Raw genomic sequence first — 13,294 nt, forward strand, 5'->3', positions numbered from 1 at the left:
TATACACAAGGAATGTGGCAATGAGTGGTGAAAAAAAGGCGAAAGGCTGGCGGTTTTATGGCCTTGTTGGTTTTGGGGCAATAGCGCTGCTATCCGCTGGCGTATGGGCATTACAATACTCTGGCAGTGGGCCAGAAAAAACGTTGTCGCCACTGGTGGTGCACAACAATCTGCAAATCGATCTCAATGAGCCGGACCTCTTTCTCGACAGCGACTCTCTGAGCCAGCTTCCCAAAGATCTCCTTACCATTCCGTTTCTCCACGATGTTCTGAGCGAAGATTTCGTTTTCTATTATCAGAATCATGCCGATCGTCTGGGCATTGAAGGCAGCATTCGCCGCATTGTCTATGAACACGATCTCACGCTGAAAGATAAGCTCTTTTCGTCACTCTTAGATCAGCCTGCGCAGGCGGCGCTATGGCACGATAAACAAGGCCATCTTTCACATTATATGGTGCTTATCCAGCGCAGTGGTTTAAGCAAACTGCTGGAGCCATTGTTGTTTGCCGCTACCAGCGACAGCCAGTTAAGTAAAACGGAAATCAGTAGCATCAAGATAAATAGTGAAACTATTCCTGTTTATCAGTTGCGCTATAACGGCAATAACGTCCTGATGTTTGCGACTTATCAGGACAAAATATTGGCGTTTTCCAGTTCGGATATGCTGTTTAAAGATGACCAACAGGATACCGAAGCTACGGCGATCGCAAGTGATTTGTTGAGTGGTAAAAAACGCTGGGAAACCCGCTTTGGCCTGGAAGCGCGTACTGCCGAAAAAACGCCAGTACGCCAGCGCATCGTAGTCAGCGCCAGGTTGCTGGGGTTTGGCTACCAGCGATTAATGCCTTCTTTTGCTGGCGTGCGCTTCGAAATGGGTAACGACGGCTGGCACAGTTTTCTGGCGTTAAACGATGAATCCGCCAGCGTAGATGCCAGTTTCGATTTTACGCAGGTATGGAACAGTATGCCTGCCGGAGCCAGCTTCTGTGTGGCGGTGCCGTATTCACACGGTATTGCCGAAGAGATGCTTTCGCACATCAGCCAGGAAAACGACAAGCTGAATGGGGCGTTAGACGGTGGCGCGGGGCTGTGCTGGTATGAAGACTCAAAATTGCAAACCCCACTGTTTGTTGGTCAGTTTGATGGCACTGCCGAACAGGCGCAATTGCCAGGGAAACTGTTTACGCAAAATATTGGTGCGCACGAAAGCAAAGCGCCAGAAGGTGTTTTGCCGGTAAGCCAGACTCAGCAGGGCGAAGCGCAAATCTGGCGTCGCGAAGTGAGTTCCCGATACGGTCAGTATCCGAAAGCGCAGGCGGCGCAACCCGATCAATTAATGTCGGATTATTTTTTCCGCGTGTCGCTGGCGATGCAAAACAAAACGCTGCTTTTCTCCCTCGATGACACGCTGGTTAATAACGCCCTTCAAGCACTGAATAAAACCCGCCCGGCAATGGTGGATGTAATACCCACTGATGGCATCGTTCCGCTCTATATCAATCCACAAGGAATGGCGAAACTGCTGCGTAACGAAACGCTGACCAGTCTGCCGAAGAATCTCGAACCGGTTTTTTATAACGCCGCACAAACTTTATTAATGCCGAAGCTGGACGCTTTATCTCAACAACCGCGTTATGTCATGAAGCTGGCCCAGATGGAACCCGGTGCCGCCTGGCAGTGGCTACCCATAACCTGGCAACCGCTATGAGACACGGGCTGCTGGTGCTGATTTGCTGGCTGTATTGTGTTGTTGCCCATAGTGAAATGCTAAATGTCGAACAATCCGGGCTGTTTCGCGCGTGGTTTGTGCGCATTGCACAGGAACAGCTCCGCCAGGGGCCAAGCCCACGCTGGTATCAACAGGATTGCGCGGGCCTGGTGCGATTTGCGGCGAACGAGGCGCTGAAAGTTCACGACAGTAAATGGCTAAAAAGTAACGGTTTATCTAACCAGTATTTGCCGCCAGAGATGACGCTAACACCTGAACAGCGTCAACTGGCGCAAAACTGGAATCAGGGGAATGGGAAAACCGGCCCCTATGTGACCGCGATTAATTTGATTCAGTACAACAGCCAGTTTATTGGCCAGGACATAAACCAGGCACTGCCTGGCGATATGATTTTTTTCGATCAGGGCGATGCCCAGCACTTAATGGTCTGGATGGGGCGTTACATCATCTACCACACCGGAAGCGCCACGAAAACTGACAACGGAATGCGCGCAGTCAGTCTGCAACAACTTATGACATGGAAGGACACCCGATGGATACCCAACGATTCCAATCCCAATTTCATTGGCATTTATCGTTTAAATTTTCTGGCGCGATAGCAGCGTGCTTGTCCCTGTCTCTTGTGGGAACAGGGCTTGCTAATGCTGATGATTCGCTTCCTTCCAGTAACTATGTGCCGCCCGCCGGGGGAACATTCTTTTTGCTCGCTGACAGCAGTTTTAGCAGCAGTGAAGAGGCGAAAGTGCGACTGGAAGCGCCGGGGCGTGATTATCGGCGCTATCAGATGGAAGAGTACGGCGGCGTGGACGTTCGCCTGTATCGTATTCCTGACCCGATGGCATTTTTGCGCCAGCAGAAAAACCTGCATCGCATTGTGGTGCAACCGCAATATCTGGGCGACGGACTGAACAATACGCTGACCTGGCTGTGGGATAACTGGTACGGCAAATCTCGCCGCGTGATGCAGCGTACTTTCTCTTCTCAGTCACGGCAGAATGTGACTCAGGCGTTACCCGAATTACAGCTCGGTAATGCCATTATTAAACCTTCCCGTTATGTACAGAACAACCAGTTTTCACCGCTGAAAAAATATCCACTAGTGGAACAGTTCCGTTACCCACTATGGCAGGCTAAACCGGTCGAGCCGCAACAAGGGGTAAAACTGGAAGGCGCATCCAGCAATTTCATTTCGCCGCAGCCGGGCAACATCTATATTCCTCTCGGCAAACAAGAGCCGGGACTGTACCTCGTCGAGGCGATGGTGGGTGGGTATCGGGCGACGACGGTGGTGTTTGTTTCCGATACCGTGGCGCTTAGCAAAGTGTCAGGTAACGAGCTTCTGGTGTGGACCGCGGGGAAAAAACAGGGTGAAGCGAAGCCCGGCTCAGAGATCTTGTGGACTGACGGTCTTGGCGTGATGACCCGCGGTGTGACCGATGGCAGCGGTACCTTGCAGTTACAACATATATCGCCAGAACGTTCATATATTCTGGGTAAGGATGCTGAAGGCGGCGTTTTTGTCTCCGAGAACTTTTTCTACGAAAGCGAAATCTACAACACCCGCTTGTATATCTTTACCGATCGCCCGCTATATCGCGCAGGCGATCGTGTCGATGTTAAAGTGATGGGCCGCGAGTTCCACGATCCGTTGCATTCATCCCCCATCGTCAGCGCACCGGCGAAGCTTTCGGTGCTGGACGCCAACGGCAGTCTGTTGCAAACCGTCAATGTCACGCTGGATGCGCGTAATGGCGGGCAGGGGAGTTTCCGCCTGCCAGAAAATGCCGTCGCCGGAGGTTATGAGTTACGTCTTGCTTACCGCAAACAGGTCTATAGCAGCAGTTTTCGCGTGGCAAACTACATCAAACCCCATTTTGAGATTGGTTTAGCTCTCGATAAAAAAGAGTTCAAAACTGGCGAAGCGGTCAGCGGCAAACTGCAACTGCTCTACCCGGATGGCGAGCCGGTAAAAAATGCTCGCGTGCAGTTAAGTTTGCGCGCTCAGCAATTATCAATGGTTGGTAACGATTTGCGTTATGCAGGACGTTTCCCGGTGTCGCTGGAAGGCAGTGAAACGGTTTCCGACGATAATGGTCATGTGGCGTTGAATCTCCCCGCCGCCGATAAACCGAGCCGTTATTTGTTAACCGTCTCCGCCAGTGACGGCGCGGCGTATCGAGTTACCACCACCAAAGAGATCCTCATTGAACGTGGCCTGGCGCATTACTCTTTAAGTACCGCCGCACAATACAGTAATAGCGGCGAGCTGGTTGTGTTCCGTTATGCCGCGCTGGAATCTTCAAAACAGGTTCCTGTTACGTATGAATGGTTGCGTCTCGAAGACCGCACGAGCCACAGCGGAGAGCTACCGTCAGGCGGCAAATCCTTTACCGTCAATTTCGCTAAACCTGGCAACTACAATCTGACATTACGCGATAAAGACGGCTTAATTCTCGCCGGGTTAAGCCATGCAGTCAGCGGTAAGGGCAGCACGTCGCATACTGGTACGGTAGATATCGTGGCAGATAAAACGCTGTACCAGCCTGGCGAAACCGCGAAGATGCTGATTACCTTCCCGGAGCCAATTGATGAAGCATTATTGACGCTAGAACGCGATCGCGTGGAACAGAAGTCGCTGCTATCGCATCCGGCAAACTGGCTAACGCTACAACGTTTAAACGATACCCAGTATGAAGCCCGCGTACCGGTGAGCAATTCCTTTGCGCCTAACATCACTTTTTCGGTGCTGTATACCCGTAACGGTCAGTACAGTTTTCAGAACGCCGGGATTAAAGTTGCCGTTCCCCAGCTGGATATCCGGGTGAAAACGGACAAAACCCATTACCAGCCTGGTGAACTGGTCAATGTCGAATTAACCTCGTCGCTGAAAGGTAAACCTGTTTCTGCGCAGTTAACGGTAGGCGTGGTCGATGAAATGATCTACGCGCTGCAACCGGAAATCGCGCCGAATATCGGCAAATTTTTCTATCCGCTGGGGCGTAACAATGTGCGTACCAGCTCCAGCCTGTCATTTATCAGCTACGATCAGGCGCTCTCCAGCGAGCCGGTTGCGCCTGGCGCGACTAACCGCAGCGAGCGGCGAGTAAAAATGCTTGAACGTCCACGGCGTGAAGAGGTGGATACCGCGGCCTGGATGCCGTCACTCACAACCGATAAACAAGGCAAAGCGTATTTCACGTTCCTGATGCCTGATTCGTTAACCCGCTGGCGCATCACCGCGCGTGGGATGAACGGCGACGGGCTGGTCGGGCAGGGGCGTGCTTATCTGCGTTCGGAAAAAAGTCTCTACATGAAATGGAGTATGCCAACGGTGTATCGCATGGGCGACAAACCGGCGGCAGGACTGTTTATCTTCAGTCAGCAGGATAACGAACCGGTGGCGCTGGTGACTAAATTTGCAGGTGCTGAGATGCGCCAGACGCTGACGCTGCACAAAGGGGCGAATTATATTTCGCTGACGCAGAATATTCAGCAATCTGGCTTGTTAAGTGCAGAACTGCAACAAAATGGGCAAGTACAGGACAGCATTAGCACAAAACTGTCTTTTGTGGATAACAGCTGGCCCGTTGAACAACAGAAAAACGTCATGCTCGGCGGTGGCGATAATGCGCTGACGTTGCCCGAGCAGGCGAGCAATATCCGGCTACAAAGTAGCGAAACGCCGCAGGAGATTTTCCGTAACAATCTTGATGCATTAGTCGATGAACCGTGGGGTGGCGTGATCAACACCGGTAGCCGTCTGATCCCGCTCAGTCTCGCCTGGCGTTCGCTTGCCGATCATCAAAGTGCCGCCGCTAACGACATTCGTCAGATGATTCAGGATAACCGTCTGCGGCTGATGCAACTGGCGGGGCCCGGAGCGCGCTTTACCTGGTGGGGTGAAGATGGCAATGGCGACGCCTTCCTCACGGCATGGGCATGGTACGCCGACTGGCAGGCCAGCCAGGCGCTCGGCGTAACGCAGCAACCGGAATACTGGCAGCATATGCTCGACAGCTACGCGGAGCAGGCGGATAACATGCCGTTATTGCATCGGGCGCTGGTGCTGGCGTGGGCGCAGGAGATGAATCTGCCGTGCAAAACGTTGTTGAAAGGGTTGGATGAAGCTATCGCCCGGCGCGGAACTAAAACTAAAGATTTCTCTGAGGTAGACACCAGCGATATCAATGACAGCATGATCCTCGATACACCTGAATCTCCACTGGCAGATGCGGTGGCAAACGTCTTAACCATGACGTTGCTGAAAAAAGCGCAGTTGAAGTCCACTGTGATGCCACAGGTTCAGCAATATGCGTGGGATAAAGCGGCAAACAGTAACCAGCCGCTGGCGCACACGGTTGTGCTGCTTAATAGCGGTGGCGACGCTACCCAGGCGGCCGCTATTTTAAGTGGTTTGACCGCTGAGCAATCCACTATTGAGCGCGCGCTGGCCATGAACTGGCTGGCGAAATATATGGCGACGATGCCTCCAGTTGTGTTGCCTGCGCCTGCGGGCGCATGGGCCAAACATAAGTTAACTGGAGGGGGCGAAGACTGGCGTTGGGTTGGTCAGGGTGTGCCGGACATTCTCTCTTTTGGTGACGAATTATCGCCGCAAAATGTGCAGGTCCGCTGGCGTGAACCGGCAAAAACGGCTCAACAAAGTAACATTCCGGTGACCGTTGAACGCCAGTTGTATCGGCTTATCCCCGGTGAAGAAGAGATGAGCTTTACTCTGCAGCCGGTGACCAGCAATGAGATTGACAGCGATGCGCTGTATCTCGATGAAATTACGCTTACCAGCGAGCAGGATGCAGTTCTGCGCTATGGTCAGGTGGAAGTACCGCTCCCGCCGGGAGCCGACGTTGAGCGCACAACATGGGGCATTTCGGTCAATAAACCTAACGCTGGAAAACAGCAGGGGCAATTGCTGGAAAAAGCGCGTAATGAAATGGGCGAACTGGCCTATATGGTGCCGGTGAAAGAACTGACGGGAACGGTCACTTTCCGCCATTTGCTGCGCTTCTCGCAAAAAGGGCAATTCGTTCTGCCTCCTGCTCGTTATGTGCGTTCCTATGCACCTGCACAGCAAAGTGTTGCGGCAGGGAGTGAATGGACCGGGATGCAGGTGAAATAAGTGAACTGGCGCAGAATCGTCTGGCTATTGGCGTTGGTTACTCTGCCAACGCTTGCGGAGGAGACGCCGTTACAACTGGTGCTGCGCGGTGCGCAGCACGATCAACTGTATCAGATGTCGTCATCAGGCGTGACCAAAGTCTCAGCATTACCTGACACGCTCACCACGCCGTTAGGGAGTTTATGGAAACTGTATGTTTACGCCTGGCTGGAGGATACCCATCAACCGGAGCAGCCCTACCAGTGTCGCGGAAACTCCCCGGAAGAGGTTTATTGTTGTCAGGCTGGGGAGAGCATAACGCGCGATACCGCGCTGGTACGCTCCTGTGGACTCTATTTTGCGCCGCAACGGTTGCATATTGGTGCAGATATGTGGGGGCAATACTGGCAACAGCGTCAGGCACCTGCGTGGTTAGCGTCTCTTCCGACGCTGAAACCAGAAACCTCGGTAACGGTTAAATCGCTGCTTGATTCATTAGCGACGTTACCCGCGCAAAACAAAGCTCAGGAAGTCTTACTGGATGTGGTGCTGGACGAGGCGAAAATCGGTGTCGCATCCATGCTCGGTAGTCGGGTACGGGTGAAAACCTGGAGCTGGTTTGCCGATGATAAACAGCAAATCCGTCAGGGTGGTTTTGCCGGCTGGTTAACCGATGGTACACCGCTGTGGGTTACTGGCAGTGGCACCAGCAAAACGGTACTGACCCGTTATGCGACGGTGCTTAATCGGGTATTGCCAGTGCCGACGCAAGTTGCCAGTGGGCAATGTGTAGAGGTGGAGCTGTTTGCCCGTTATCCGCTGAAGAAAGTTACTGAGGAAAAGAGTACGACGGCAGTCAAACCAGGCGTGCTCAATGGGCGCTATCGTGTGACGTTTGCCAATGGTAACCACATGACATTTGTCAGCCACGGTGAGACAACGTTACTGACGGTAAAGGGCAAACTGAAATTACAGTCGCATCTCGATCGTGAAGAGTACGTTGCCAGAGTTCTGGATCGCGAGGCGAAAAGTACGCCTCCTGAGGCAGCGAAAGCCATGACCGTGGCGATTCGCACGTATTTACAGCAAAACGCTGATCGCGATGGTGATTGCCTGAGCATCCCGGACAGTAGCGCTACCCAGCGCGTTTCAGCTTCGCCAGCCACTGTAGGCGCGCGGACGATGACCGCCTGGACGCAGGATCTCATCTATGCGGGCGATCCGGTTCATTATCATGGCAGCCGGGTTACCGAAGGGACGCTTTCCTGGCGGCACGCTACTGCCCAGGCGGGGCAGGGAGAGCGTTACGATCAGATACTTGCGTTTGCTTATCCTGACAACAACCTTAGCCGCTGGGGAGCGCCACGCTCAACCTGCCAGTTATTACCCAAAGCGAAAGCCTGGCTGGCGAAAAAAATGCCGCAGTGGCGGCGTATATTACAAGGTGAGACGGGATACAACGAACCAGACGTGTTTGCGGTCTGTCGTTTAGTCTCAGGTTTCCCCTATACCGATCGGCAGCAGAAACGGCTGTTTATTCGTAACTTCTTTACGCTTCAGGATCGGCTGGATTTAACCCATGAGTATCTGCACCTGGCCTTTGATGGTTATCCCACCGGGCTTGATGAGAACTATATCGAAACGCTGACCCGACAATTATTAATGGACTAATGCTATGCGAAAGATTTTTCTTCCGTTGTTACTGGTGGCGCTTTCGCCTGTCGCTCACAGTGAAGGTGTGCAGGAAGTCGAGATTGATGCACCGCTCTCTGGCTGGCATCCGGCAGAGGGTGAAGATGCCAGTTTTTCACAAACGATCAATTACCCGGCGTCGTCCGTCAACATGGCAGATGATCAAAATATCTCAGCGCAGATCCGCGGCAAAATAAAGAATTATGCTGCGGCGGGTAAAGTTCAGCAGGGCCGGCTGGTGGTCAACGGTGCCAGTATGCCGCAGAGAATTGAATCAGATGGTTCTTTTGCACGCCCTTATATTTTCACTGAAGGCAGCAACAGCGTGCAGGTCATCAGCCCAGATGGGCAAAGCCGACAAAAAATGCAGTTTTACTCAACGCCGGGTGCTGGGGCGATTCGCGCACGTTTACGGCTGGTTCTCTCGTGGGATACGGACAATACCGACCTCGATCTTCATGTCGTTACGCCTGACGGTGAACATGCCTGGTACGGTAACACCGTGCTGAAAAACAGTGGTGCACTGGATATGGATGTCACGACAGGGTACGGCCCCGAGATTTTCGCCATGCCAGCGCCAGTTCACGGCCGTTATCAGGTGTATATCAACTACTATGGCGGACGCAGCGAAACGGAATTAACTACGGCCCAACTGACGCTGATCACCGATGAAGGGTCGGTCAATGAGAAACAGGAAACTTTTATTGTACCGATGCGTAATGCTGGCGAACTGACGCTGGTGAAAAGTTTTGACTGGTGATTAATGAGGTTATCTTTACTGTCAATGTTCAAGAAAACGCCCGATGACTTTCGCTATCGGGCGTTTTTACATGTTAATTCAATCGTTCAATCACCATCGCAATTCCCTGGCCGCCACCAATGCACAGTGTTGCCAGCCCCAGCGTTTTATCGCGTGCCTGCATTGCATGTAATAGTGTGACCAGAATACGAGCACCACTGGCACCGATAGGATGCCCCAGCGCGATGGCCCCGCCGTTGACATTCACTTTCTCAGGCTCAAAGCCCAGGGTTTTCCCAACGGCAAGGAACTGTGCAGCAAATGCTTCATTAGCCTCAATGAGATCAATATCCGCCAGTTGCAGCCCCGCCAGTTGTAACGCTTTTTGCGTGGCAGGTACTGGCCCCATACCCATCAATGCGGGGGGCACGCCACCGCTGGCATAACTTTTAATGCGAGCCAGGGGATTCAGGCCTGCTGCCAGCGCCGAAGATTCTTCCATAATCACCAGAGCGGCAGCACCGTCGTTAATGCCAGACGCGTTCCCGGCGGTGACTGTTCCTGCTTTATCGAAGGCCGGGCGCAATGCGCCTAACGCTTCAGCCGTAGAATCCGCTTTCGGGAATTCGTCTTGACTGAAGACGAAGGTTTTCTTCCGAGTGACAACATTTACCGGGACGATTTCGGCTGTAAAAGCACCGGACTCAATTGCGGCTGCCGCTTTACGCTGTGAATGTAGCGCCAGTTCATCCTGCATTTCACGGGTAATTCCGTACTCTTTAGCCACGTTTTCGGCGGTAATCCCCATATGATAACCATGGGTGGCGCACATCAGACCATCGCGCAGGATTACGTCATAAACCTGTCCGTCTCCAAGACGATAACCAGAGCGTGCTTTTGCATCGAGTAAGTAGGGCGCTAAACTCATATTTTCCATACCCCCCGCCACAATGCTCTGCGCCTGACCTGCCTGAATTGCCTGGGCGGCAAGCGCCACACTTTTAAGACCCGAACCACACACTTTATTGACCGTGAATCCGCACACCGTTTCAGCCAGTCCGCTTTTTAGCAGCGCCTGACGTGCCGGATTTTGCCCCAGTCCGGCTTGCAACACGTTACCCATAATCACTTCATCAACGTGTAGTGAATCGATTTTTGCACGTTCAATGGCGGCTTTAATTACTGTCGCCCCCAGGTCGATGGCGCTGGTGGAAGCGAGTGAACCGTTAAAACTACCGATAGCAGTACGTACCGCACTGACGATGACACAATTTTTCATTTTATATTCCTTCTGTCTGTAGGGTTGCCGTCAGAACAGCGTTAAACCAATGACGAAAATGACGCCGGAGAAGAGCAGGGCAGTGATGCAATAGCCCATGATGTCGCGGACACCGAGTCCGGCGATTGCCAGTGCTGGCAGCGCCCAGAACGGTTGTGCCATGTTCATCCATTGCTCGCCGTAGGCGATCGCCATTACCGATTTACCGAGATCAGCGCCCAGCGCCTGGGCTGCGGGCATCACGAACGGCCCCTGAATAACCCAGTGCCCGCCGCCAGACGGAACGGCGAAGTTAATCAGTGCAGAACTAAAAAAGGTCATGACCGGGAAGGTGTCTTTGTTCGCAACATTGATGAAGAATTCGGTAATGAGTCCGCCCAGACCGGAGTGCTCCATCATCAGTTGGATCCCCGCGTAGAAGGGGAATTGCACCAGAATACCGGCGGTACTGCGTGCTGCCGCGCTGATAGCACGCATATAAGCCATTGGCGTTTTATGTAGCAGCAGACCCGCAATCATAAACATCAGGTTGACGGTATTGATGGTGATGTTGAAGCCATGTTCGCTGAAGTACATCGCCAGGTAAGCGATACCGAGTGCGCCGATGATCAACGTCAGAATACGGCTTTCTTCCAGTCGCTCGGACGGTGGAGCATCTTTCGGTAGTTGCTTTTGAAAATCAGCCTCTTCCATGAGTAGTTTCGGATCGATACTCACCACGTCAGACGGTTTTGGCATCATCATGCGGGTGATAAATGGCATCACCACAATCAACGCCACAGTGATGAAAATATTAAAACCACTGAACAGAGTATCGCCCACCGGGATCAGCCCGGCGATATGCTCAACCGGGTTGCCCGGTGTTGCAGCCAACAGAGGCATTGAGCCAGAGAAACCGCCACCCCAGGTGAGAAAACCAATGTAGGCGCAGGCAATGAGCAACGGATAATCAGAACCGGGTACTCGCCGTGCGACTTCACGGGCGAACATTGCACCGACAACCAAACCAAATCCCCAGTTGATGACACAAGCAACTGAACCGAAGAAAGTAACCAGCATGACGCCCTGTACGGGCGTCTTTGCGGCGGAGGCGGCAGTACGCAGCAAACTTTTCACCGGCGCGGAGCTGGCAAGGGCATGACCGGTAACGATGATAAGCGCCATCTGCATACCAAACGCCAGCAAGTTCCAGAAACCGTCACCCCACATTTTCACCATGCTGATCGGCGTTTGTGGTGTTAACCAAAGCGCGATCACGAATGTTAGCAATGTCAGCAACATGGCAAAGATCAGTGGATCGGGAAGCCATCGGCTGACAAAACGCGTCATAAAACGCGATATGCGACCAATCATAAATCACCCCGTTGCGTATTCAGATCGGCAGCGACTTCAAACCGAGCTTCTGTTTTGGCACGCACGGTGGCTAAATCACACCCGTCGGCAATTTCGGTGAGCCACATTTTGCCGTCAATAAAACGAAAGACAGCCAGTTCAGTAACCAGCATATGCACCGCATGTTGCGCAGTGAGTGGCATGGTGCAGCGGCGCAAAATTTTTGCTGAACCATCTTTGGCGCAATGTTCCATGGCGATGATCACTTTGCGCGACCCGGTCACCAGATCCATCGCGCCACCCATACCGGGCACCATTTTCCCAGGCACTACCCAGTTCGCGAGGTTTGCTTCTTCGTCTACTTGCAAACCGCCGAGCACGCAGGCATCAATATGACCGCCACGGATTAGCGCAAATGACATGGCGCTATCAAACATGGCTGCGCCGGGTAAAATGCCGCACGGTTGTCCGCCAGCGTTCACCAGATCTGGATGCGCTGTTGTGACCGGGCCTAAACCGAGGAAGCCGTTTTCTGATTGCAGAGTGATATGAATACCCTCCGGTAAATAATTGGCGACCATTGTGGGTAAACCGATCCCTAAGTTAACGATGTCACCATCACGAAGCTCTTGCGCCACACGGCGCGCAATACGTTGTTTCGCATCCATTATTTGCTCTCCTGTGAAACGATGATGTGGTCGATAACGGCACCAGGGGTGACAATATGGTCAGGTTGCAGCTCGCCGGTTTCGACCAGTTCATCCGGCTCTACCAGCGTGATATCAGCCGCAAGGGCTATCAGGGGGTTAAAGTTGCGGGCGCTAAGGTGATAGGTCAGGTTGCCAAGTGTGTCGCAACGATGAGCGCGAATTAGCGCCAGGTCGGCGCGCAGCGGGCGTTCGAGCAGCCAGGTTTTACCGTCGAGTGTCAGTGTCTGTTTGCCTTCCTCTACGACGGTGCCGACACCAGTTGGGGTGAGAAAACCACCAAGTCCAGCTCCGCCACAGCGAATTTGCTCGATTAGCGTACCTTGCGGCACCAGAACGACGTCCATCTCACCAGATATCATGCGCCGACCTGTTTCCGGGTTGGTGCCGATATGTGAAGCAATCACTTTGCGGACTCGACCATTGACGATGAGCGGACCGATGCCTGTATCAACAAACGCGGTATCATTGGCTATCAATGTCAGGTCGCGAACACCAGATTCCAGTAATGCTTCAACCAGGCGGGATGGAGTGCCAATCCCCATAAATCCGCCCACCATGATGGTCATGCCGTCACGAAAGAAGCCGGTGGCGTCTTGTAATGTCATCAATTTTGTTTTCATTTTTTATCCCTCTTGCATACACCGTTGTGGGTACAGTCAGGGAATAGCAAGGGGAGTGCCAGAATGAGATTATTGA

General features: G+C 52.9%; 9 protein-coding genes. 5 read left to right on the plus strand and 4 right to left on the minus strand.

Annotated elements, in window-relative coordinates:
* The first annotated feature begins 20 nt into the window (after window positions 1-20).
* The 5 genes from C4F37_RS03360 to C4F37_RS03380 are packed head-to-tail and all read left to right on the plus strand — an operon-like array spanning window position 21 to window position 9,298.
* Window positions 21-1,709 carry a DUF2138 domain-containing protein gene (locus C4F37_RS03360; protein WP_000012324.1) on the plus strand — a complete coding sequence of 563 codons (1,689 nt, stop codon included), beginning with the start codon at window positions 21-23 and terminating at the stop codon, window positions 1,707-1,709.
* Window positions 1,706-2,329, plus strand: a complete 624-nt coding sequence (locus C4F37_RS03365) for a DUF1175 domain-containing protein (protein WP_001297934.1) — start codon at window positions 1,706-1,708, stop codon at window positions 2,327-2,329. Before C4F37_RS03360 ends, C4F37_RS03365 begins: the two co-directional genes overlap by 4 nt.
* Window positions 2,330-2,352: 23 nt before the next feature.
* Window positions 2,353-6,867 carry an alpha-2-macroglobulin family protein gene (locus C4F37_RS03370; RefSeq protein ID WP_023151516.1) on the plus strand — a complete coding sequence of 1,505 codons (4,515 nt, stop codon included), beginning with the start codon at window positions 2,353-2,355 and terminating at the stop codon, window positions 6,865-6,867.
* Complete coding sequence (locus C4F37_RS03375) at window positions 6,868-8,517, plus strand: YfaQ family protein (protein WP_001539144.1); 1,650 nt, start codon at window positions 6,868-6,870, stop codon at window positions 8,515-8,517.
* Window positions 8,518-8,521: 4 nt separating this feature from the next.
* On the plus strand, window positions 8,522-9,298 hold the full coding sequence (locus C4F37_RS03380; RefSeq protein WP_001225879.1) for a YfaP family protein: 777 nt from the start codon (window positions 8,522-8,524) through the stop codon (window positions 9,296-9,298).
* A 73-nt stretch (window positions 9,299-9,371) separates the two neighbouring features.
* On the opposite strand, the gene atoB is transcribed toward C4F37_RS03380, so the two are convergent.
* Genes atoB through atoD form a run of 4 tightly spaced genes read right to left on the minus strand, consistent with a single transcriptional unit; the run spans window position 9,372 to window position 13,218 of the window.
* Entirely contained in the window at window positions 9,372-10,556 is a 1,185-nt protein-coding gene (atoB, locus tag C4F37_RS03385; RefSeq protein ID WP_001539142.1) for an acetyl-CoA acetyltransferase, read from the minus strand.
* A gap of 30 nt (window positions 10,557-10,586) precedes the next feature.
* Window positions 10,587-11,909, minus strand: coding sequence for a TIGR00366 family protein (locus C4F37_RS03390; RefSeq protein ID WP_000580278.1), 1,323 nt, complete (start codon window positions 11,907-11,909; stop codon window positions 10,587-10,589).
* On the minus strand, window positions 11,906-12,556 hold the full coding sequence (gene atoA / locus C4F37_RS03395) for an acetate CoA-transferase subunit beta (protein WP_000339055.1): 651 nt from the start codon (window positions 12,554-12,556) through the stop codon (window positions 11,906-11,908). The genes C4F37_RS03390 and atoA overlap by 4 nt, the downstream gene beginning before the upstream one ends.
* Window positions 12,556-13,218 carry an acetate CoA-transferase subunit alpha gene (gene atoD, locus C4F37_RS03400; RefSeq protein WP_000850538.1) on the minus strand — a complete coding sequence of 221 codons (663 nt, stop codon included), beginning with the start codon at window positions 13,216-13,218 and terminating at the stop codon, window positions 12,556-12,558. Before atoD ends, atoA begins: the two co-directional genes overlap by 1 nt.
* Between the last annotated feature and the right edge of the window lie 76 nt (window positions 13,219-13,294).

The sequence above is a fragment of the Escherichia sp. R1 genome (assembly GCF_003000935.1).
GTDB lineage: Bacteria > Pseudomonadota > Gammaproteobacteria > Enterobacterales > Enterobacteriaceae > Escherichia > Escherichia coli.

Bases quoted from the DNA above. Each gene is read 5' to 3' on its own strand.
- C4F37_RS03380 (WP_001225879.1), top strand. From the start codon at position 8,522: ATGCGAAAGATTTTTCTTCCGTTGTTACTGGTGGCGCTTTCGCCTGTC.
- atoA (WP_000339055.1), bottom strand. From the start codon at position 12,556: ATGGATGCGAAACAACGTATTGCGCGCCGTGTGGCGCAAGAGCTTCGT.
- atoD (WP_000850538.1), bottom strand. From the start codon at position 13,218: ATGAAAACAAAATTGATGACATTACAAGACGCCACCGGCTTCTTTCGT.
- C4F37_RS03390 (WP_000580278.1), bottom strand. From the start codon at position 11,909: ATGATTGGTCGCATATCGCGTTTTATGACGCGTTTTGTCAGCCGATGG.
- atoB (WP_001539142.1), bottom strand. From the start codon at position 10,556: ATGAAAAATTGTGTCATCGTCAGTGCGGTACGTACTGCTATCGGTAGT.
- C4F37_RS03365 (WP_001297934.1), top strand. From the start codon at position 1,706: ATGAGACACGGGCTGCTGGTGCTGATTTGCTGGCTGTATTGTGTTGTT.
- C4F37_RS03360 (WP_000012324.1), top strand. From the start codon at position 21: ATGAGTGGTGAAAAAAAGGCGAAAGGCTGGCGGTTTTATGGCCTTGTT.